21 protein-coding genes are annotated in these 21,359 nt (G+C 61.8%); 10 read left to right on the forward strand and 11 right to left on the reverse strand.

Annotated elements, in window-relative coordinates; genetic code table 11:
* The first annotated feature begins 9 nt into the window (after positions 1–9).
* Positions 10–915 carry a (2Fe-2S) ferredoxin domain-containing protein gene (locus tag GLL_RS10220; RefSeq protein WP_011141972.1) on the forward strand — a complete coding sequence of 302 codons (906 nt, stop codon included), beginning with the start codon at positions 10–12 and terminating at the stop codon, positions 913–915.
* Positions 912–1,493, forward strand: coding sequence for a hypothetical protein (locus GLL_RS10225; RefSeq protein ID WP_011141973.1), 582 nt, complete (start codon positions 912–914; stop codon positions 1,491–1,493). Before GLL_RS10220 ends, GLL_RS10225 begins: the two co-directional genes overlap by 4 nt.
* Positions 1,494–1,513: 20 nt before the next feature.
* Here GLL_RS10225 and GLL_RS10230 read toward each other — a convergent pair whose 3' ends face one another.
* The 5 genes from GLL_RS10230 to GLL_RS10250 form a co-directional block, all read right to left on the reverse strand.
* Entirely contained in the window at positions 1,514–2,338 is an 825-nt protein-coding gene (locus tag GLL_RS10230; RefSeq protein ID WP_011141974.1) for a pentapeptide repeat-containing protein, read from the reverse strand.
* Between the two features lie 18 nt (positions 2,339–2,356).
* Positions 2,357–3,955: a hypothetical protein gene (locus tag GLL_RS10235; RefSeq protein ID WP_011141975.1), complete on the reverse strand. Its 1,599-nt coding sequence runs from the start codon at positions 3,953–3,955 to the stop codon at positions 2,357–2,359.
* A 104-nt stretch (positions 3,956–4,059) separates the two neighbouring features.
* Positions 4,060–6,219, reverse strand: a complete 2,160-nt coding sequence (locus GLL_RS10240; protein ID WP_011141976.1) for a TonB-dependent siderophore receptor — start codon at positions 6,217–6,219, stop codon at positions 4,060–4,062.
* A gap of 24 nt (positions 6,220–6,243) precedes the next feature.
* Complete coding sequence (locus GLL_RS10245; RefSeq protein WP_011141977.1) at positions 6,244–7,092, reverse strand: DJ-1/PfpI family protein; 849 nt, start codon at positions 7,090–7,092, stop codon at positions 6,244–6,246.
* Between the two features lie 204 nt (positions 7,093–7,296).
* Positions 7,297–7,641 carry a c-type cytochrome gene (locus GLL_RS10250; protein WP_011141978.1) on the reverse strand — a complete coding sequence of 115 codons (345 nt, stop codon included), beginning with the start codon at positions 7,639–7,641 and terminating at the stop codon, positions 7,297–7,299.
* Positions 7,642–7,917: 276 nt separating this feature from the next.
* Between GLL_RS10250 and GLL_RS10255 the strand changes: the two genes are divergently transcribed.
* Positions 7,918–8,544 carry a superoxide dismutase family protein gene (locus GLL_RS10255; protein WP_164928902.1) on the forward strand — a complete coding sequence of 209 codons (627 nt, stop codon included), beginning with the start codon at positions 7,918–7,920 and terminating at the stop codon, positions 8,542–8,544.
* 29 nt (positions 8,545–8,573) lie between these two features.
* Positions 8,574–8,975, forward strand: a complete 402-nt coding sequence (locus GLL_RS10260) for a hypothetical protein (protein WP_164928903.1) — start codon at positions 8,574–8,576, stop codon at positions 8,973–8,975.
* Between the two features lie 5 nt (positions 8,976–8,980).
* On the opposite strand, the gene GLL_RS10265 is transcribed toward GLL_RS10260, so the two are convergent.
* The 3 genes from GLL_RS10265 to ppsA all read right to left on the reverse strand — a co-directional run bounded on the left by GLL_RS10265 (position 8,981) and on the right by ppsA (position 12,333).
* Positions 8,981–9,223, reverse strand: a complete 243-nt coding sequence (locus tag GLL_RS10265) for a hypothetical protein (RefSeq protein WP_164928904.1) — start codon at positions 9,221–9,223, stop codon at positions 8,981–8,983.
* A 70-nt stretch (positions 9,224–9,293) separates the two neighbouring features.
* Positions 9,294–9,818 (reverse strand): universal stress protein, encoded by a 525-nt coding sequence (locus tag GLL_RS10270; RefSeq protein WP_164928905.1) that lies wholly within the window; start codon positions 9,816–9,818, stop codon positions 9,294–9,296.
* Between the two features lie 73 nt (positions 9,819–9,891).
* Positions 9,892–12,333, reverse strand: a complete 2,442-nt coding sequence (gene ppsA, locus GLL_RS10275; RefSeq protein WP_011141983.1) for a phosphoenolpyruvate synthase — start codon at positions 12,331–12,333, stop codon at positions 9,892–9,894.
* 406 nt (positions 12,334–12,739) lie between these two features.
* Here ppsA and GLL_RS10280 point away from each other — a divergent pair, with 406 nt between their 5' ends.
* From GLL_RS10280 to GLL_RS10290, 3 genes are read left to right on the forward strand one after another with little or no spacing between them, the layout of a single operon-like run.
* Positions 12,740–13,663, forward strand: a complete 924-nt coding sequence (locus GLL_RS10280) for a DMT family transporter (protein WP_011141984.1) — start codon at positions 12,740–12,742, stop codon at positions 13,661–13,663.
* A 29-nt stretch (positions 13,664–13,692) separates the two neighbouring features.
* The gene (locus tag GLL_RS10285; RefSeq protein ID WP_011141985.1) at positions 13,693–14,184 is read left to right on the forward strand and encodes a pentapeptide repeat-containing protein; all 492 of its coding nucleotides are present in this window, start codon (positions 13,693–13,695) and stop codon (positions 14,182–14,184) included.
* Between the two features lie 42 nt (positions 14,185–14,226).
* Positions 14,227–16,647, forward strand: coding sequence for a penicillin acylase family protein (locus GLL_RS10290; protein ID WP_011141986.1), 2,421 nt, complete (start codon positions 14,227–14,229; stop codon positions 16,645–16,647).
* Positions 16,648–16,693: 46 nt separating this feature from the next.
* On the opposite strand, the gene GLL_RS10295 is transcribed toward GLL_RS10290, so the two are convergent.
* The 3 genes from GLL_RS10295 to rsmA all read right to left on the reverse strand — a co-directional run bounded on the left by GLL_RS10295 (position 16,694) and on the right by rsmA (position 19,326).
* Complete coding sequence (locus GLL_RS10295; protein WP_011141987.1) at positions 16,694–17,695, reverse strand: hypothetical protein; 1,002 nt, start codon at positions 17,693–17,695, stop codon at positions 16,694–16,696.
* Between the two features lie 311 nt (positions 17,696–18,006).
* Positions 18,007–18,435: a hypothetical protein gene (locus GLL_RS10300; RefSeq protein WP_164928907.1), complete on the reverse strand. Its 429-nt coding sequence runs from the start codon at positions 18,433–18,435 to the stop codon at positions 18,007–18,009.
* A 72-nt stretch (positions 18,436–18,507) separates the two neighbouring features.
* On the reverse strand, positions 18,508–19,326 hold the full coding sequence (gene rsmA / locus GLL_RS10305; protein WP_011141989.1) for a 16S rRNA (adenine(1518)-N(6)/adenine(1519)-N(6))-dimethyltransferase RsmA: 819 nt from the start codon (positions 19,324–19,326) through the stop codon (positions 18,508–18,510).
* Between rsmA and minC the strand changes: the two genes are divergently transcribed.
* The 3 genes from minC to minE are packed head-to-tail and all read left to right on the forward strand — an operon-like array spanning position 19,319 to position 21,250.
* The gene (gene minC / locus GLL_RS10310; protein WP_011141990.1) at positions 19,319–20,155 is read left to right on the forward strand and encodes a septum site-determining protein MinC; all 837 of its coding nucleotides are present in this window, start codon (positions 19,319–19,321) and stop codon (positions 20,153–20,155) included. The two genes, rsmA and minC, sit on opposite strands and share 8 nt — an antisense overlap.
* Positions 20,156–20,157: 2 nt before the next feature.
* A complete protein-coding gene (minD, locus tag GLL_RS10315) occupies positions 20,158–20,964 on the forward strand; it encodes a septum site-determining protein MinD (RefSeq protein WP_011141991.1) in 807 nt (268 codons plus the stop codon).
* Positions 20,965–20,974: 10 nt separating this feature from the next.
* Positions 20,975–21,250: a cell division topological specificity factor MinE gene (gene minE, locus GLL_RS10320; RefSeq protein ID WP_011141992.1), complete on the forward strand. Its 276-nt coding sequence runs from the start codon at positions 20,975–20,977 to the stop codon at positions 21,248–21,250.
* Positions 21,251–21,359: the final 109 nt, after the last annotated feature.

Below are 21,359 nucleotides of genomic sequence, written 5' to 3' on the forward strand. Positions count from 1 at the left end.
GGAGCGACGATGAGCACCGCATTTGAACGCCGCGTCCAACCGCTGGGACGCACGACCTACGAAAGCCAGCCTTCCGGCTGGACGCACGAGTACGAAGACTTCGACAGCCGCCTCGATGTGGTCGGACCGCTGCTGTACACACTCTTTCAGGAGCGCTGGCGGGAAGTCCAACTGGGCTACGTCGTCGAAGGGGGCGTCTTCGAGCTGGAAATGCCTGCATCTCCCAAGTTGTGCGTACTCTACGACGGTTACCTGACCGTCATCAGTGAGTCGTGGCATATCCATCTGTGCGTGGCACCCTGCCTCGGCGGCCCGGAGCGCAAGACCCCACCCGAGTTGAGCGAGCGGCGGCAACTGAGCCGGGCGGCCTTCTACCGCTTTGTCGATCCCGGGGGCGAACCCAAAGGCTGGGGCATCCAGTTCTGGAATGGCTGGGGCGAAAAACTGATGAGTATCTTTTTACCCAATCCTTATCTGGGTGAGGACGACGACCTGCTGCCGGAGGGTAAGGCCCGCTTCGAAAAACTCGGTCTCTACGACGAGTTGCGTGCCATCTACGTGCTTGGAACCCGTCCGATTCCGTTTGAAGATAATCCCCTGACGCGCCCCTATCTGGCGGTGTGCACCTCCAGCCGCTGCAACCCGTCGCGCCGCTGGCAGCCGGTGGCCGAGGCGCTGCGCGCGGCGCTGGCCGAGGCGGGATCGCCCGTCGCGGTGATCGAAGCGCCCTGCCTGCAGGTGTGCAAACTCGGTCCAGTCGTCTACCACTCCGGCGATGACACCTGGTACACCCGCGTCACCCCGGCGGTGGCCGGACGCATCGTCCAAGAACACCTCGGCCGGGGGCAAACGCTCGCCGAGCACCGCTATCCCTGTGTCCAACACGTTGATCACCATTCCAAGGAGCAGCTATGACTCTCACACATCCGAAACCGGCCGCGCCGAGTGCAAACTTTCCGCTCGCCAGGCTCTCCCGGCAGTGGCCGACGCTGCTGGTGGGCCTCGGGTGCGGCAGCAGCCTTTTCTATACCTGCACCGTGCCGCTGGTGGGCTTGGGCGTCACAGCCGGCCTGACGCTGCCGCGCTCTGTGGCGCTGCGGGTGATTGGGGCGGTCTGGCTGGCCAATCAACTCCTGGGCTACACACTGCACGCCTACCCGCGCACCCCGCAGTCCTTCGCCTGGGGTTTCATTTTGGGTTTGGGAGCCGTCGCCGTGACGCTGGTGGCTTCCCGGGCAGTCTCCTGGCGCGGCGGGTTGCAGCGGCTGGAGGTGCCTACCGCCGCCTGGGTGACGGTGGTGGGCTTCTGCATCTATGAAGGGCTGATCTTGCTTGCGAGCCTGGCACTCGGCGGACTGGAAAGCTTCACCCCGGCCATCGTCGGCGGTATCTTCCTCACCAATGCCCTGTGGGCTGCAGGCTTGCTGGGGCTGCACGCCCTATTCCAAAACCGTCGCCCGCCTGTGCTGCCGCCCGACTCTTGGCAACCGTGACCTGCGGGTGTTCCGGGCGTTCAAGGATGGATGCTCCCGTCGGGCATCGTGGCCCCTGCCAGCAACACCTGCGCCAGATTCGCCCCTTCCAGATTCGCCCCTTCCAGATTTGCACCCTTGCAGTTCGCACTGTCCAGGTTCGCCCCGCGCAGGTCCGCCCCGCGCAGATCGGCGCCGACCAGTACAGCTTCGATCAAGTTCGCCTTGGAGAGGTTGGCTTCGCGCAAATCGGTATCGCACAGGTTGGCGTCAAATAGTTTGGCCTCTTGGCAATCCGCTCCTCTGAGGTTTACTCCCCGCAAATTGGCACTGACAAAACGTGCCTCACGCAGGATAGCTCCTTCCAGATTCGCTTCCTGCAATTTCGCTTCATCCAAACAGGCCCCCGAAAGATCGGTCCCCGCCAGGTTGGCCCGCTGCAAATGGACCCCCGTCAGCTGGGTGCTGGATAGATCTGCTCCCGGCAGTTGCCGGCCTGTGACCGGCGGCAGGTTGACAAGCTCCCAAACCGTGCGCCATTTGGGGTCCAGCTGCGTCTTCTCGTCGATGAGCATTCCTTCGAGATCGGTGTAGTGGTCGAAGGTCGCCCCGATCAGGTTCGCGCCGCGCAGGTCCGCTCCTTTGAGGAACGCACGGATGAAATGAGCACCCGGCAACTCCACGTTGCGCAAGTCTTCTTTTTCTAGATCGGCCAAAACGAAATAGCGCTCGCCCCGGGCGTAGCGCTCCAGCAACTCCTGGGCGTTGTGCACCGTTTGTTTGTCCTGGGCGGCGGCGTCTCGGTCGTGCTGCCAAGCCAGGTACAAGTCCCGAAAGATGTCCCTGAAATAGTCGACAATAAACATCTCTCTACGCCTCCTTGGCTAGGGTTGTGGCCGTGGAGAGCCTGTAGCTCGTTCTGCTGCGCTCTGCCCCAGTGCTGAACCGCCCAAATACCCCACCGCTCCCCCTGCCAGACCGCCCAAGGCTCCTCCGACGATCGTACCTACACCGGGCAGCATCGTGGTGCCGAGGGTGGCGCCCAGACCGCCGCCTACCTGCGCCGCGGCCCAGCCGCCTGCCCACCCGCCTGTTATGCGGGCTCCTTCGACGACGGCAGGGTCCCACTCGCCGCTGTGCAGACCGGTGTGGATTGCACTGCCCATCGCCCAGGCATCGAGGAACACCCCACCCACCAGTGCCGCTCGGCCGAGCGGTTTCGCCTTCTCCAGGGTGCGGCCGAGGGTTTCTGCGAAGGTCCCAGCTTTGATTTCTGCATGATTTTTGATACCGAAAGCATTTTTAGAACCTTCTTGATTCCAGTGCCAGCCGACTTTGTACATTTTCTCGCCGGTGAGCGGGTCTCGTTTGATGCTTCCGCTGACCGAGTCCTGATCCGGAAATGGCCCAAAGTCCAACCGCAGACCTTTCCACTTGGTCGGATTGCCGGTCAAGGAATCTATCCGATTGATGTAAGCCTGGCCGGTCGGTTCTGGAAAACCGGATATGTCCCGAAACGACAGGTTGAAGTTTTTGGGTTTGCCCTGCGGCTCCTCAAACTGCTTCCAAATCGGGTAGGTCAATTCCTGCACCAAACCCAGGCCGGATAAGCCCGCTTTGCCCAAGTCAGCGAACCACTCCGTGACTGACGCTTCTTCGGTACTCGCCAACTCCCCGGTATCGGTGGAATCCACCTCGACACTCAGTTGGGCCTGCAAAACCTGCGGACTCTCATCGCCAAAACCGTCCTGCGCGTCGATAGGGACACTGTCGGCCGACCAGAAGTCCTGACCGGCCATATCGGTCTTGTCGGTGGCGGCCCACTCTGAAAATGCTTCCCAGGTAGCCGAGTCGTCACTGTCGTTTTCATCGTTGTCGAAGCCCAGTGGCGTCTCCGACACCCCACCAACCGGGAAAGCAGCGAGAGCCAACAGATCTTCACCCCCAGCGATGCTGGTTTGAGGTGATGTCCCCTCCCCGGTGTTCTCCCACGACAAAGCATTCGCTTCCCAGGCGCTTGAGACCGCTGTGGTCTCCTGGGTCAATGGCTCACCGCCGTAAGACGCCTCCGCCCAGAAATCTGCGTTGTCATCGTCGGCAGCAAAGGTTGCTCCCTCGGCAAAAGCATCGGCCACCGGGTCCTCAAAAGCCGGCTCGGCCCGGTGCGGCTCGCTCCAGGGATAAGGTTGTGGTTCCGGATGGACGCTGAGGTCGGAGTGATCCCAGCCCTGGCTGTCCCACCGCTGCGGGATGGTCGTTGTGCCGAAGGCGGTGCCGTCGCTCGCTTGGTCGGCGTTGTCTGCTTGCGGGCTGTCGATGCTCAAGCCACCAAAATTGTCCTCCCCGTGGGTGTCGCTGAGGTCGGCAGCGGCTGCCAATAGCTCGCTATCGCCCGTGCCTGGTTCCTCTGGCGGATAGGAGTTCTCAAACCCTGCCGATTCTGCGAGGCTGGCATCATCCTGTCCATTGGCATTGATGTCCACAGTTCAGGCAAGGCAAGAATTGTCGGCATAATAACAAATGCTTTGCCGGGTGGCAATCCCCCGTGGGCTGGAGGGTTGCTGGGGCTGCACACCGTATTTGTGCCTCAAAACTGGAGCGATAGCGTGCCCAGCACCGTCAGCGGCGGGTTCGGGTAAAGGCCGAGCCCTTCGGTCGTGTAGTCTCTGGCGCTGGTGAGGTTCTTGAAATTGACCACGAGCCGGTAGTTGCTGAAGGCATAGTATATGGCTGCATCGGCCCTCAGTACGGCGGGGATGGTAAACGAATTGGGCAGAGAAGCTTCTTTTTCACTGGCGTAGTAGAGCCCTAAACCCAAACCCAGACCCGCCAGGCTCGATTCGCGCGCGAAGAAGTACGTCGTCCACAATGTCGCCCGGTTGACCGGCGTGTTGAATAGCCGGTCGCCTACCGGGACGATATCGTCGCGGCTGACGTAGGCGTCGGTCAGGGCGCAGGTGGCAATCACATTCCAGCCGGGCAAGATCCGACCGGTGATGTCCAGTTCGATACCGCGGCTTTTTTGCTCACCGGTCTGCACACCGAACAGGGGATTTTCCAGGTCGGCGCGCACCACATTCTGGCGGGTGATGTCGAAGAACGCCAGGTTGGCCGAGAGTTGGCCGGGAATGAGATCTTGCTTGACGCCGAATTCGAACTGGCGGCCGGTGGTGGGCTGCAACTGGGTGTTCCCGCGAGTACGGGTGTTGAATTGCGGAACAAAAGCGGTTGAATAGCTGAAGTACAGCGAGGTTGTATCCCCTGGCTGCCAAACGAGCCCGGCCCGCGGCGAGAGGTTGTTCAAAAATTGCTGATTTTCGAGCAAACCGCTCAGTCGGTCACGGATGAGCGAATCGACATAGTCGTAGCGCACGCCCGCGAGCAACTTCAGATTTGGGGTGAACTCGACAAAATCTTGCAAGTAGACGCCGATATTGTCGGAGCCGGTCTCGGAGAGGGAAAACGGAACAAATTCCGTCGGCAAATCGCCGTAGACCGGGTTGTAGATGTCGATGGCGTCGAACGTCGGAGCGGCAAACACGTCGGAGCGGTAGCGGTAGCGGGACAACTCGACACCGAACAGCACATTGTGCTGGATCGAGCCGGTGGAGAACTTGCCAAAAATCTCGTTTTGCAAGGAGTAATTTTCGTTTCCTTCGTTATCCAGCAGCGGTAGACGGGGGAGCGTGCGCCTATCCGGCAGCAGAAAAAACGGAAAGGTTTGGCGGTTGTCGTATTTGACCAGGGTCATATTAAAGCCCTGCCGAAACTTCCACCCCTCGGCGAAGCGGTGTTCGAGCACGGCGGTGAGCGCGTTGGAATCGGTCTTGCCCTGATCAAAGGCGGGCTCGCCCAAAAATCGGTTGGGGGGCAAATCCAAAAACTCGACTTCGAGCGGGAAAGCCTGTTGGAATCGGTTGTTGAAGCGCTGGTACTCGTATTCCAGGCTCAAATCCGTGCGCTCGTCAATCTTCCAGGCGAGCGCCGGGGCGACAAAGACGCTCTCGCTTTGGCCAAAATCTTTGAACCCGGCGTCGTTCTCGTAGGCGGCGTTGAGGCGGTACGACAGCGAAGCGTTGGCCGTGAGCGGTCCGCCGAGATCAAGCGTTCCCCGGTAAAGGCTGTAGTTGCCGAAGACCAGTTCCGCCCCGGTGCGCGCAGCGGCCAGGGGCTTTTTGGTGACGACGTTGATCAGACCCGTACCGGCGCCGAAGCCGCCGCTAGAGCCGTAGAGCACCGCTGCCGGTCCTTTGAGAAATTCGACGCGCTCGACATTCGCCATCTCCCGTGGACTAATCAGGCCAAAGTCGCGAAAGCCGTTGCGCAGGTGCTCCCCGAACAAGTTGAAACCCCGCACTTGAAAGCTGGGCGTCGAAACGCCCCCAAAACCGGTGAACTGCTGCACACCTGCGACGTTGTCCGCCAGTTCGTTGATGCGCAGCACCTGCCGATCTTCGATCACCTGGCGGGGGATAACCTGGATCGACTGGGGAATGTCCCGCAGGGGCAGATCGAGCTTGGTGGCCGTGCCGGCATCTTCGATCCGGTAGCTGCGCTCGCCTGTTACAAACACCGGCTCAAGATCGGTAGGCGCGGTCGGGTCGGCCGACGGAGCGGTGGGTCTCAGCACCGGTCCGAGTTGGGCTGCACCCGGCTCGGCAGCGGGCTGAGGGTAAGCGGGCCAATCGAGTCGGATGGCGACGGCCAGCGCCAGCGCCAGACTTCCGGTGAGCAATCTCGGTTGCATCGTGCGGCGTTCTCTGCGAAGGAACTATTTGACCGTTTCTCTGGCCAGGCGAATTTGCGCCCGCTGCGCGGCGGCTCTGGCCTGGGTCGTGTAGGAGGCGTAAAAGTCGCGGACGAATCGGGTCACCTGCTCGCCCGCTTTGCGCGGTGACCCGGCAGCAAAGGGCGGTTCGGGGTCGTACTCGTAGGCTAACTGGAGCGCCTTCGCGTATTCTTCCCCGCGCAGCTTCGCAGCGAGGCGCAGGCCAAAATCGATGCCGGCCGTGACCCCACCGGCGGTGATCCGGTTACGGTCTTCGACCACCCGCGCTTCCACCGGTCGCGCGCCCATTTCCGCAAGCACATCGCGCACCACCCAGTGGGAAGTCGCCCGGTAGCCCTTGAGCAAACCGGCGGCCCCCAACAACAGCGATCCGGTACACACGCTGGTCACCCAGCGGGCGCGTTCGCCCTTGCGCGCCAAAAAGTCGGTGACGTGCGCGTCGTCCATGAGTTCCACCGTCGGCAGCGATCCACCGGGGGCAAAGAGAATATCAAGGTCGTCCGGGCATTCATCGAAGGTGGCGGTCGACTGGATCGTGATGCCGGTGTCGCTCTCGACGGGGGACTTCGACTTCCAGACCAGCTGGATGTCGGTGTGCATCATCCCGGTGAAGACCGTATGGGGACCGACCAGGTCGAGCAACGTGAAGCCCGGATAGACGAGCATGGCAATCCGCGTCGGCTGCTTGCCCGGATTGGGCATCGCGGGGGCCGCCGCCTCGCCCGCGGTGGTGCCAAGGGCGCTCAGGGCAACCGCCCCGAGCAGGGCTCGACGCGTCAGCAGGTGGTCCCGCGCAGGCAGGGCTGGAGGCTGATCAGACAGTAGGCTCATGATTGGTACCGCGAAAGCCAGCAGCCACTGTCGTGGATGGCGGGCAGGGCTGTCAAAAGACGGGCAGTCAAACTGCTGGAGTGTCGCCAAAAAAATGGGCCTTTAGAAAAGACGACCACAACATCGGCTTTCCGGCGACCCATTGTCCACGCATAATCCTGCTGTCGAGAACCTATCGCTTCGTGCAAACCGCCCGAACGGCTGCTACTTTTTCCAGCCTTTGTTCGCCTGATCGAGCACGTAGGCGGTGACACTATCGATTTGATCCTGCTTTAACTTTCCATTTTTTCCGAACGCAGGCATTGCACCCTTGCCGTTGTAAAGCTGTGCCGAAATGGCAGCGGCCGTGTCCATCTTGTACTTCTTGAGATCTTCGATCTTCAAGGTTTTAGCCGGGTTGACCGTGTTGCGTCCCCCCGCATGGCACATGGCGCAATTGGCTTTGAACACTTTCTCACCCTGGGCGAGATCGGCTGCGGCTTGCAGCGATGATGCGGCAAAGACAATACCCACAGCGCTCAACAATAAACCGCCGACAAGTTGTTTCATGTACAGCTCGCGGAATGACTGATTTCGATTTTTATCGTAGGACCGTTGTGAAGCGAGTGCAAAAGACATCGTGTCAAACCCGCCCCTCAGCTTAAATCTTTCAGTTCAATGGCGACCGGCGGCATTAGGTGCTGGCCAGAATGCGGACAGGTCTGAGGTTTTCGAGGGATTTGGCGCCCGGCCGCGGGAGCAGTTTGACAGGTGGTCGTTTGCCGCTCGAAAGTCTCCGGCTTTAGCCTAGAGTCGTCAGGCTGCAATGGCAGCGAGGAAGCATCGATGAGTAAGCATCTATTCGCCCTGGGAGCAGTTGGCTGGTTGCTGGCCGCACCGGCCCTGGCCGGCGAGCAACCGGCGGCTGTCTCTGCAATCAAAGATCTCAATGGGCAGGTGGTGGGCACAGCCACCTTCCGCCAGCAACCGGAAGGCGTTCTGGTCAATATCCAGGTGCAGGGACTACAGCCGGGCAAGCACGCCATGCACATCCACGCCGTCGGCAAGTGCGAACCGCCCGCCTTCAAGTCCGCCGGTCCCCACCTGGGCGATGCGAAGATGGCGCCGACCTCCGGCACGCCCCACAGCCATGGTGCGAAAGGTGCCACTGCATTGAGTATGAATCACGCTCACAGTGCCGGGTCGATGGCGTCGAGCATTCCCCATAACCATGGAGCCATGCACGCCGCGATGGCCGGGGATCTGCCGGATCTGGTCGTCGGCAGCGACGGCAGCGGCAAAGCCGAAATTCTGAATGCCGAGGTGCGCCTCACCCCCGGCCGCAACTTTTTGTTGCAAAGCGAAGGAACGGCGCTGCTGATTCACGATGTCGCCGACCCCAATCAGCGCATCGCCTGCGGAGTGATCTCGAAGGCGCCGAATTCCTCCCCCGAAGCCAAGGTAAACCCGTGAACAAACATAGACTCTGGATCCCAGCGCTGATGCTCCTCCTGGCAATGGCTGCAACCGGGCAGACCCACGAACTGAAGGCCAACAAGCAGGTGGGGGCCTTGATGCACATCCAGCCCGACGACAGCCCCCAGGCCGGGGTGGAGACGATTGCCTGGTTCGGTCTGGTCAAGCGCGGCGGCGAGCCGGTGCGCCTTGCGGAGTGTGAGTGCGGCTTGAGCATTTACAAGGGCAAAGCCGCCGTCGGCAAAGCGATCGTCGTCCCGAGGCTGCGCGAGGGCAGAGTGGAGGGGGAGGTGGGCAGCAAAGACCGCCTGCTCGCCGACGTCACTTTTCCCCAGGCAGGCCCCTACACGCTGGTACTCACCGGCAAGCCGAAGGAATCCGGGCGCTTTGCGCCCTTCAAGTTCAAATGGGTAGTGCGCGCCACCTGAAAACTTCAGGCACCCCGCAGGCTTCTTGCCGAACCGTGGCCGGGGCACAACTCCCAGAGACGGTCGCCGAGCCGGTACCAGGTGCAAGTCTGGCCGCAGCGCGGACAGAGGGTCTGCACCTTGACCAGGTGCAGCGGGTTATCCAGATCGAAAAAAGCTCCCCCCCCGGGACCGGGACCCTGACGGCGAGAACGGCTGGAAGGCATGGCCACCTCAATGACCCGTCCGGACGGGTTACGTACTTGCAATGTCAAACACCATACTGAAACACTCCAGGATAAAAACGATTCAAAACTTTACTCTGGGCAACGATTCGTGTTAATTCGTTGCGTTCTGGAGCGTTTCGGCGGCGGCGGCGCGGGCGCGGGCTTTGCGGTGGACGACATAGACCGAGCAGGGGGCGTGGTGGAGTACGTAGTGGCTGACCGAACCGAGCAGCACTTCGCTGAGGGTGGAGCGGCCCCGGCGGCCGAGGACGATGAGATCCACCTGCTGGGCGCGGGCGAGATCGCAGATCTTGCGGCCCGGATTGCCGGAGGCCTGGTGGGTTTCGACGGTCACCCCCTGGGCTTCCGCCTGCACCTGCCGTTCGTTGAGCAGCTCCAGACCGCGCCGCTCGAAGGCTTTCCAGTGCTCCAGATACTGCTTGAGCGGTTCATCGTCCAGCGACGGATACAGTTGGGAAGCGAAGGTGATGGGCAGCGAGGGGCTGCCTTCTTCGTCGTTTGAGAGCACGTGCATCAGCAAGAGGCGGGCGCCGGTGGCGCGGGCCAAATCGAGCGCCTCGCGAAAGACGGCGAAACCCGTCTCGCTCGAATCGAAGGCAGCCAGGATTTTTTGCATAGGATCCATCCTGTAACGACAAAGGGCGGTTCCAGGCGCCAGTATCCTCCCGGGAGCGCGGTTGCGCACCCGGTCAGGACGGCCGGGAGAGTTCCTCCTCGACACGGGCCACCAGAAGCCGCGTCTTGAGGGCGGCGTCGGGATTGAGGCTCAGCGAGTCGATGCCCCGTTCCACTAAGAAACGGGCAAATTCGGGGTAGTCGCTCGGAGCCTGGCCGCAGATGCCGATTTTGCGCCTGGCGGCATGGGCGCCCTCGATGGCCATCGCCACCATCTTCCTGACCGCCGGGTGGCGCTCGTCGAACAGGCCCGCCACCCCGGCCGAGTCGCGGTCGAGACCAAGGGTGAGTTGCGTGAGGTCGTTCGAGCCGATCGAAAATCCGTCGAAGACCTGGGCAAATTCGCCCGCAAGGACGACGTTGCTCGGCAATTCGCACATCACGTAGACTTCCAGGCCGTTTTCACCGCGCACCAGGCCGTGGCTCGCCATCTCGGCAATCACCCGGCGGCCTTCTTCGGGGGTACGGCAAAAAGGCACCATCACCACGACGTTGGTAAACCCCATCTGGTCGCGCACCCATCTCAGGGCGCGGCATTCGAGGGCAAAGGCGGCGCGGTAGCGCTCGTCGTAGTAGCGCGAGGCGCCCCGCCAGCCCAGCATCGGGTTTTCTTCGAGCGGCTCGAAGTGCCGCCCGCCCAACAAGTTCGCGTACTCGTTGGACTTAAAATCCGACAGACGCACGATCACCGGCTGGGGATAAAAGGCGGCGGCGATGGTCGCCACCCCCCGCGCCAGGTGTTCGACGAAGTACTCGGCCCGGTCGGGATAGCCCTCGGTGAGGGCGCTCAGGCGCGCTTTTTCGTCGCCCTCGGGGAGTTGCTCGAAGTGCAACAGCGCCAACGGATGCACCTGGATGTGGTTGGCGATGATAAATTCCAGCCGTGCCAGACCGACGCCGTCGTTGGGAATGGCGGCGAGGCGAAAGGCTTCCGCCGGGTTGCCGACGTTGAGCAGTATCCGGGTGTGCGGCCGGGGCAGGGCGTCGATGGCGACCTCCGTGCGCTCGTAGGGTACTTCCCCGGCGTAGACCCGACCCTCCTCGCCCTCGCAGCAGGCGACGGTGACCGGGTCGCCGGTCTCGATGCGGCGGGTGGCCTCCCCGGTGCCGACGATGGCCGGGATGCCCAGTTCGCGGGCGATGATCGCGGCGTGGCAGGTGCGTCCGCCCTGGTTGGTGACGATGGCGCCCGCCTTTTTCATGATCGGTTCCCAGTCCGGGTCGGTGCGGTCGGTGACCAGCACTTCGCCTTTTTCGAAAGCTTCGAGCTGACTCGGATCGCGGATCACCCGGGCGCGGCCCTGGCCGACGCCCTCCCCGACCGCGCGGCCCGTGGCGAGCACCGGGGCACTGCCCTTCAGGCGCCAGTGCACCAGGGTCTGGGCGCTTTTGTGCGACTGCACCGTCTCGGGACGGGCCTGCACGATGAACAGCTCCCCCGTGCGGCCATCTTTGGCCCATTCGATATCCATCGGGGTGTTCACCCCGCGCACCCGGCTGTAGTGCCGCTCAATGAGCACCGCCCACCGGGCCAGTTCGAGAATTTCGGCCTCTTCGAGCACAAAACCCGACCGCTCGGCGGGGGAGGTCTCGACGGTGATCGGACCGGTCTCGCTGTAGACGAGCTTGCGCTCCTTGCTGCCGGGGCGCTTGGCGAGGATGGGAAAAAATCCTCGCTCCAGCGTCGGCTTGAAGACGACGTACTCATCCGGGTTGACAGCACCCTGCACCACCAGTTCGCCCAGGCCCCAACCGGCGGCGATGTGCACAACGTTCGCAAACCCCGTCTCCGGGTCAATTGAAAACATCACCCCGGCACCCGCCAGGTCCGATCGGACCATCTTCTGGATGCACACCGAAAGGGCCACTTCGAAGTGATCGAATCCCATCAACTGCCGGTAGGAGATGGCCCGGTCGGTAAACAGCGATGCGTAACAGCGCTTGCAGGCTTCGAGTACTGCCTCCTCGCCCTGCACTCCCAGATAGGTCTCCTGCTGACCGGCAAAACTCGCCTCGGGCAAATCCTCGGCGGTGGCGCTGGAGCGCACCGCCACGTCGGTGTCCGCCCCGTAACGCCCGCACAGCTCGCCATAGCCTTCCCGGATGCGCTCCTGCAAACGCTCCGGCAGAGACGAGGCGAGCACCAGCCCGCGCGCCTGCTCGCCCACACGGCGCAACTGTTCGATATCCTCCGTGTCCAGACCCGCAAACAGGGCGCGCAACTTGGCTTCCAGGCCGTTGTGGGCAATAAATTCGCGATAGGCAAAGGCGGTGACGGCAAATCCTTCCGGCACACGAATGCCCTCGGCGCTCAACTGGCGGAGCAGCTCACCCAAAGAGGCGTTCTTGCCCCCGACTTTGTCGATGTCGGCAAGGCCCACCTCACCCAAGCGCAACACCAGAGCCCGATCGCGATGCAACCGGCGCTGGGAATCGTGTCGCTCAACCTGCAGCATGAAAATCCTCCCAAATTGACCCAAGGCGCGACGGCCACTCCACCGAACCACCGAATCGAACAGCAAAATCTTTGTACTGCAGTCGCAAAAACAACTGAAACAACGATAGATTTTGCAGAGCCTCTATCCGATTCGGAGTAGACCCATCGGAGCCAAACCGATTTTTAAGCGTTCCCACAACGAACCGGCTGCAGACAGGAATAACGTCAGCCCGTCCTATTCCAAATATAGTCCGAATGTTCAGCCTGAACATCAAAGTATTTTTAAGCGTCGGGCGCGGGGATCAGGTGCGCAGTCTGGATTTGCGCCTTGTGGGACTGGCAGAATGCTTGAAGATGGGCTAAGGGCGGCGGCCGGCCGGGGGCTAGACTGGGAGGGCCGTCTTGCGGACGCCGCTTCGATGTCTATGCACCGCAGCACCGGGCGCTGGCAGTTGGGATTGGCCCTGGCCCTGCTTACGATGTTCCTCTGGGGGATACTGCCGATTGCTTTGAGTATCGCCCTGCAGGCGATCGATGTGTACACGCTTACCTGGGCGCGCTTTACGGCGGCGGGCGGATTGCTGTTGGGGTTTCTGGCCGTGCGCCGCCGGTTGCCGCCTTTGGGGAAGCTCACCGCCGCCAGTTGGGGGCTTCTGGCGGCGGCGGCCGTATTTTTGGGGGGCAACTACTGGCTGTACCTTGAAGGGCTGTCTCTGACGACCGCGGCCAATGCCCAGGTGCTCATCCAGCTCGCCCCGGTGCTGTTGAGCCTGGGGGCGCTCGTCATCTTCAAAGAGCGCTACTCGCCGTTGCAGTGGACAGGTATGGGGGTGCTGGTGGCGGGCTTCGCGCTCTTTTTTCGCGAGCAGTTGCAGGGGTTGCTCAGCGGCCCGGGTGCCTACCTGACGGGCAGCGCCTTTATCCTGGCGGGAGCCGGCAGTTGGGCGATTTATGCCCTGGCCCAGAAGCAGCTGTTGCGGGTGCTGCCTTCGGCGGGGATCATGCTGATGCTCTACGGCGGCTGCGCGCTGCTGTTTACACCCTTTTCCGAGCCCGCTGTCCTGTTGGGTCTGGACACCCTGCACACCGCCGCGCTGGTATTTTGTGCCCTCAATACTCTGGTGGCCTACGGCGCGTTTGCCGAGGCGCTCGAGCACTGGGAAGCGTCGCGGGTGAGCGCGGTCCTGGCGCTCACCCCCCTGGTCACCCTGGCAGCCGATTGGGGCTTCGCCCAACTGTGGCCGGGGCTCATCAAGCCGGACGTACTGACGAGCTTCGGAGTGTTCGGGGCGGTGCTGGTGGTGACGGGCTCGCTCGCCATGGCCCTCGGTTCTACCCGCAACCGCTGAGCCTCCGGTCACCCTGGTAGGCTGGAGCTATGCAACACCTGCCGAGCGCCCCGGCGCGCGCCGCCGCCTTTCTCGAACTGGCCCCTGAGGAACGCCGCCGGGTGCTTAAAGCATTGGGCCTGAACCGCTACTCAAGCTTTCTGGTGCCGATGAGTTCGAGCGAGGCAAATATCGTCTGTGTCTCACGATTTTTGCGCCACCCTGAGCGGGTAAAATTTCCGGACCTGCGCGGAGTGGAACTTTCGGGGCTGGATTTGGCCGAGATCAACTGGATCCGCGGCGATCTGAGCGGCGCGGACCTGCGCGGCTGTGGGCTGGTGCGGGCGAACTTGCTCTTCGCCCGTCTGGAAGACGCCAATTTGGGCGGCGCGGACCTGCGCGGCGCCACACTCGCCGAAACGGTCTGGACCGGGGCGACGGTGAGCGGCTGCCGCTTTGGGGCGGGGCTCGGTCTGGGGGAAGCCGCGCGCCGGGATCTGACGGCGCGTGGCGGTCTATTTGGCCTTTCGGACTTTGGCTGAAGCGGCCCTACAATTTATCGTGGCCTGCTCCCGCCCGTCCCGATGAAATCTGTTCTCTGGCGCCAGATCTTGCTGAGAGCCTCGCTGGGCTTGCTGGTATTGGCCGGCGCAGCGGTAGCCGGTGTCTACTATTGGCTGGCGGGCAGCCTGCCTCTGACCGCGGGCCGCGTGCGCCTGGCCGGGATCAAAGCCCCGGTCGAGATCCGGCGCGACACCGACGCCGTGCCCCATATCCGCGCCCGCAGCGAAGCGGACGCCCTGTTTGGCCTGGGCTACGTCCACGCCCAGGATCGGCTCTGGCAAATGGAATACCAGCGCCGCATCGGCCACGGCCGCCTCGCCGAGGTGCTGGGGGAAGCGGCCCTTGAAACCGACCGGTTTTTGCGCACGGTCGGAACCGGCCGGGCGGCCAAGAGTGCCTGGCAGCGCACCCGACCGGCCACCCGCCGGCTCATCGAAGCCTACACCGCCGGGATCAACGCCTTTATCGCCACCCACCGCGGCCGGCAGTTGCCGGTGGAATTTGCCCTGTTGGGCTTCGAGCCGGAGCCCTGGAAGCCCGAGGATGTCGTGGTCTGGTCGAAGATCATGGCGCTCAATCTGGGGGGCAACTGGAGCGATGAAATTTTAAGAAGCGAACTTGCCGCCCGACTCGGCCCCGAGCGGGCCGCCCGTTTGCTGCCTGCCTACACCGCCGACGGCCCCGTCATTCTGCCCGGCAAAGGGCAAAATGCCGCCGCTGCGGTCCCGTCTCCCGTTCCTGCGGCGTTGCGCCCGGGGGCTTTGCTCGCGCTGTCGGAGAAGATACACACGCTTTTGGGCGGCGAATCGCTCGCGGTCGGCAGCAACAACTGGGTGGTGGCAGGCAGCCGCACCGCCTCCGGCAAACCGATGCTTGCCAGCGACCCGCACCTGGGCCATCAGATCCCCTCGGTCTGGTACCTGGCCCACGTCGAAGGGGGAAATTTCAATGCCATCGGCGCTACCCTCCCGGGCTTGCCCGGCTTTCCGATCGGCCACAACGGCCGCATCGCCTGGGGGGTGACCAACCTCGAAGCGGACGTCCAGGATCTGTTTATCGAACAACTCGACCCTGATGGGCGCCATTACCGGGCCAATGGTCGCCAGCGACCGCTCACGGTAATCCGCGAAGTGATCAAAGTCAAAGGGAAGCCGGCCGTGCCGATCGCGGTGCGCATCACCCGCCACGGCCCGCTGATCAGCGATGTCGTCAAGGGGACGGCGCAACCGCTCGCCCTGCGTTGGGCCGCCCTCGACCCGGAGGACCACACCATCGAAGCCTATCTGGGGGTCAACACCGCCTCGGACTGGCGAGATTTCACCCGCGCCCTGGCCAACTTTCACGCCCCGATGCAGAACTTCGTCTACGCCGACAGAGCGGGCAACATCGGCTACTACGCCGCCGGGGCGGTGCCGGTGCGCTCCTCCGGCGACGGGACCGCCCCGGTCCCCGGTGGGGACGACCGGTATGCCTGGCGGGGCTACATTCCCTTCGGCGCCTTGCCCCACACCTATAATCCGCCCCGGGGTTTCGTCGCCACCGCCAACAACCGGGCGGTCTCCGGCGGCTATCCCTACGTACTCAGCACCAACTGGGCACCTCCTTACCGGGCCGAGCGCATCGTCGAGCGGTTGGCTGCAGCCCGCAAGCTGACGGCCCGGGACATGGCCGATCTGCAGGGGGATGTGCAGTCGACTTACGCGCGCAGGCTGTTGCCGCTGCTGTTGCGCGTCGAGGGCTCCGACGCGCGCTCGCGGCAGGCCATCGCCCTGTTGCGCGGTTGGGACGGCAGACTCACCGGCGACAGCGCCGCCGCCGCCGTATTCTGGGCCTGGCACCAGCGCATTCCCGAGGCGCTGTTTGCCGACGAATTGGGGGCGGATCTGGCCGGCAAGTATCTGCGCCTGGGCGGCATGCTGGGCAAAGTGCTTCCCGGCGCCCTGGCCGGGGAGGGCGGTTGGTGCGACGATGCGGCCACCCGTCCGCCCGAAGATTGCCGGGAGATCTTAAAGCGCGCCCTGGCGGCGGGTCTCGATGATATGGCCCGTCGCCAGGGCAGCGACAATCCGGCCGACTGGCGGTGGGATCGGGTGCACCGGGCCGTCTTCGCCCACGCACCCTTCGACAAAGTCGAGACGCTCAAGCCGCTGTTTAGTCGCAGCATCGGAAACGACGGCGACAGCTTCACGGTCAACGTCGCTCCGGTCAACCGCAAAGAACCGTACAACCAGTTCGTCGGCGTCTCCTACCGGCAGATCGTCGATTTTGGTGCGCTTGAAGCTTCCCGCTTCATCCACACCACCGGCCAGTCGGGGCACTTCTTGAGCGGCGACTACGCGGCCTATCTAGAGCGCTGGCGGCGGCTGGCCTATGTGCCGATGCGCTATGAACGGAAGGCGGTCGAATCGGCGACCCGCGCCGTGCTGGTGCTGGAGCCTTGAACTTCGGCCAAGCCGTCCCACCCACTCTCCCGTCCACCGTGCCGCTTCATCTAGATTCGGTATCAGTGCTTTCATCGGGTATTCGGCCCGCATTGCGAACATTGACAACCTTGCCCAACAGATCGAACCAGAAACTTGCTCCCATGGATAGGGCAAGGCCAGTTAGAATCCATCCCGGATATCCTTGCCATTCTCCAAATTTACTCGGAAATTTACATTCTTTTCTGGTATCGCACCACCCGATGAGCGTAGAAATCCTTGCCGCCTCGAAAAACTGCGCATCAGTCTGCTTAAAGCAATCCAATTTTCCAGATTCGTTTTCCTCAAGGCACTGCGTATTTAAAGCGTCTGCGGAAGCAACCAGCGCACTGCGAACGGCCTGATCGGCATTTAGAACTTTGACAATGTACAGGGTGTCCACATTCAGCAGGATAGCTATAAGTACTCCCAGAAAAATGGCAAATCCTCTAGCATTCCTTCGGTAGACACCGCTGACGCGTTCCATCGCCTGATTGAACCAATCTTCCACTCCTTCTTCTATTTTCTTCAGTTTTACACTTGCGTCGTCAATCTCTTCCTCGGCCCTTGCGACGATTTCCTCAATGACTATTTTCAAATTCTTGGGGAGAACAGAATTTTTGAGTCCATTTTTGAATTTTTCCAGATCTAAAGTTGTATCCTCCGCTCGATCAAGCGTCTGGATTTCAGCCAGTAAAGCTCTGGCAAAAGTTGTTCCCTGTATGTAAGAAGGCCCACTCCCGGTAAATTTGCGCACTAGTTCAGCGGGCCAGCCCCGCGATTCAAAATTCAAAGTCTTGATCAGCGGGTTATCATAGAGTTGTTTGACCAAGCCTTCCGCATCAGAAATCTCCTGAGGCTTGACACCAGACTTTCCAGACAGAAGAGCCTGAATATAGTATTTCAAATGGTTGGCCCTCCACTGCAGTGCCGCTGCTATCAGTTCCTGAATCTGTGAAGCGAGAAGGCTAAGGATGATGTAGACGAAAATCAAGCCAATCGCAATGTCCAAGATCGCATTCATTTCCATTATTCTCCAGGTTGATTGATTGATGATTCGCGAGTAAACTCCAAAAATGGAAGCCCTAATTGCCAGGGTTTAGGTCATTTTGTCAAGTCTTTTGGACTGCAGTAATCTTGTTTTTCCAGTTCTTTAGCAGCCTTTGCAAATCTACCTACCCAAAAACAGTCTATGGAACTTTGCCTCAAAGAAATTGATGGTTTCCTTCTAACGAAACAGGCAAAGAGAGCAGGCCGCGCTGTGAATGAAATTGTTGCTCCAGGGCGCCGATAGAAGGTGTGTTTGCGGCTTGCCGCAGTTGATTTGCTGACCTACCGCCGCTAATTTTGCAAATTCCAACATTGTGTGAGCGCGAAAATATGGACTGCAAATATGAGAAGCCAAAATACAATCGGTGCAGCAGCCCCCTTGAATTTGATGCCGAAGGCGTCAAGCTCGATTGGTCCTCCGACATGTCGGAACAAAACAACCAGGCTCGCCGACAAAAGGGTGGCCAATGGAATGGCTATGGTGGCAGCGGCATGCTTGAAATAGACCCTCGTGAAATACTGTGGATAGTTATAGATGTACCATCCGACAGCTATGACCGTCGCCAAGATCCAAACACCTATGGCGACAACGATCGAATGATGCACAAATGATTCAAAGCGGGCATTGAGTCCCAAGATTGGCTGCAAATCGATTCCGTCTTCTCGGGGCTGCAAATCCGAGGGCGCTCGGCGCGTTTCTTCTACCGTTGGTTCGGGCATAGGTGTTTCTCCAAGAACCAAGAATGCGGTGAGCGTTGCAGTTACAGAGGAGAATAGTTTTGTGCTCTATGGTTATGCACGTCGGTCGCCACGCGCCGCACCCGACGGATAGTCACTCTCTGCCAAACGGTTGCTCAGCTGCACGAAGCGCTCAACGCTCAAATCCTCAGCGCGGGCATCCGGACTGATATCTAGCGAGGCAAAAGCAGCGAGGAGCTTTTCCGTTTCGACCCAGCCTTTGAGACAATTTTTGAGCATCTTGCGGCGGGTGGCGAAGGCGCGGGTGACCAGCGCGTCGAGATGGGCCGGATCGTCGGCCTGCAGGGCAAAAGGGCGCGGCGTGAGGCGAATCACCGCCGAATCGACCTTGGGCGGTGGGGTGAAGCAGTGGGACGGGACTTCAAAGAGCAGTTCGCACTCGGCCAGGTACTGCAATCGCACCGAGAGCGCGCCGTAGGTGCGGCTGCCGGGCGGGGCGGCGATGCGTTGGCCCAGTTCCTTTTGTACCAGCAACACGATGGTGCGGAAGCGCCGAATGGGCTGTGCCAGACTGCCGGTAAGCTTCGCCAGAATCGGGCCGCTGATGTTGTAGGGAATGTTGGCCACCACGACGTTCGCGGGCTCGGGCAGCGCTTCTCGCAGGATGTCTCCCTCCACCAGCACGAAGCGCTTATCACCGCCAAACTGCCGCTGCAACTGGGCCACCGCCCGCCGGTCGATTTCGACGGCCACCACCGGGACCTGGCGCAACAGCCGAGCGGTGAGACTGCCCAGACCCGGACCAATCTCCAGCACCCGATCGCCACAGGCGAGTCCGGCGGCGGCCACGATGCGATCGAGAACCGCCCCGTCGTTGAGCCAGTGCTGACCAAAACGTTTGAGAGTGTACATATCAAATCAAATCGATCCGGAATGGCCGCGAAGCACAGGCTGCGGCCCGGTAGGCGCAATATCCCGTGCTACACTAATCTGCAACCTTTGCGCCCTTGCCAGAAGCCGCCCGGCCATGCAGACTCTGCCCAATTCCCTCCCCACCCAGGTTACCTTCAAGGGGACTCTCGAAGGGTTACGGCTGCTCATCCCGGTCGCTTTGCCCTGGGAAGAAGTGGTGCTGCAACTGCAGCACCGGCTCAACGCCGGGGAGCGCCTCTGGCAGGGAGGGGCGGTGGTGATTTTGGAAGTCGGCGAACGCCTGCTGGACGGCCCGCAACTGCAGGCCGTCACCGAAATGCTCACAGCCCAACAGCTGCACCTGATGCGGGTGCGCACCGTGCGTCGCCAGACGGCGGTGGCGGCGGCGGTGGCCGGGCTGTCCGTCGAGCAGCAGGAGGCTCCTCCGGAGGAGAACCCCGACAAACCCCCGGCCCTGCGCGGGCTGGCCGAACCGCTCTACCTGCAGACGACCCTGCGCTCGGGGATGAGCCTGGTGCATCCCGGCACGGTGATCGTGGTAGGCGATGTCAACCCGGGTGCAGAGATCGTCGCCGACGGCGACATTCTCGTGTGGGGCACCCTCAGGGGCGTCGCCCACGCCGGTGCCCACGGCAACACGCGGGCGCTGATTTTTGCCTTGCGCCTCAGGCCCATCCAGTTGCGCATCGCCGATCGCGTGGCGCGCGCCTCCGACGAACCGCCCGCCGCCCCGCAGCCGGAGGTGGCCTACATTCAAGACAACACCATTCATATCGCTATTACAACGGAGTTTGCCCGGAGGTGGTAAACATGAGCGGCAAAGTAATCGTCATTACCTCGGGCAAGGGCGGCGTCGGCAAGACGACCTCCTCGGCCAATCTCGGGATGGCCCTCGCCTCCCGCGGCAAGTCCGTGGTGCTCATCGACGCCGACTTTGGGCTGCGCAATCTGGATCTGCTGCTGGGTCTCGAAAATCGCGTAGTCTATACTATTCTAGAAGTTCTCGAAGGCGAGTGCCGTCTGGAGCAGGCCCTCGTGCGCGACAAGCGCCAGCCGGGGCTGGCCCTGTTGCCGGCGGTTCAGCGCCGCGACAAGTCGGCGGTCACCCCCGAGCAGATGCAGGACCTCACCGGTCGCCTCGCCGAGATGTTCAACTACGTGCTCATCGACTGTCCGGCGGGCATCGAGCAGGGATTTCGCAACGCGATCTCGGGCGCCCACACGGCGATCGTGGTGACCACACCGGAGGTCTCGGCGGTGCGCGACGCGGACCGGGTGATTGGGCTATTGGGTGCGGCGGGGGTGGGCGAACCGCGGCTGGTGATCAACCGTTACCGCCCGCAACTGGCCCAGACCAACGACTTGATGTCGGTGGACGACGTGCTGGAGATTCTGGCGGTGAAGTTGCTCGGAGTCGTCCCCGAGGACGAGCAGGTGATTACGACCACCAACCGCGGCGAACCGATCGTGCTGTCCGCCAGTCCGCCGCCCGCGGGCCAGGCCTTTATCAACATCGCCCGCCGCCTCGAGGGTGAGGATGTGCCGTTGATGGAATTCAAGCTGCCTGCAAGCAACGGCTTTATCGCCCGCTTGCGCGCCCTATTTACCGGACGCTGAGGAGATTTCGATGGTCTTCGATCTGCTCGAACGCCTGTTTAACCGCAACAAGACCGGCAGTGCCACCGTCGCCAAAGATCGCCTCAAGATGGTCCTGGCGGTGGATCGCACTGAAATTGCCCCCCAGACTATCGAGCAAATCCGCAAAGAAATTCTCGATGTGATCGTGCGCTACTTCGAGATCGACGAGAATGAAAAGTTCGACGTCACCCTCGAACGGGAGCGCGGTTCGACGGCAATCATCGCAAACGTTCCGATCCGCCGCATCCGGCCTGAACATATCTAGGGCGCAAACAAACGCAACATCCGGCCCGGAAAGATTCAGTTCGACTCAGCCTGGGGACGGATGAAGGGGCCTGAGTATCCAGCAACATAGAGGTACGCAGACGCGTCAA

It is taken from the genome of Gloeobacter violaceus PCC 7421 (assembly GCF_000011385.1).
In the GTDB taxonomy this organism is placed as follows: Bacteria; Cyanobacteriota; Cyanobacteriia; order Gloeobacterales; family Gloeobacteraceae; genus Gloeobacter; species Gloeobacter violaceus.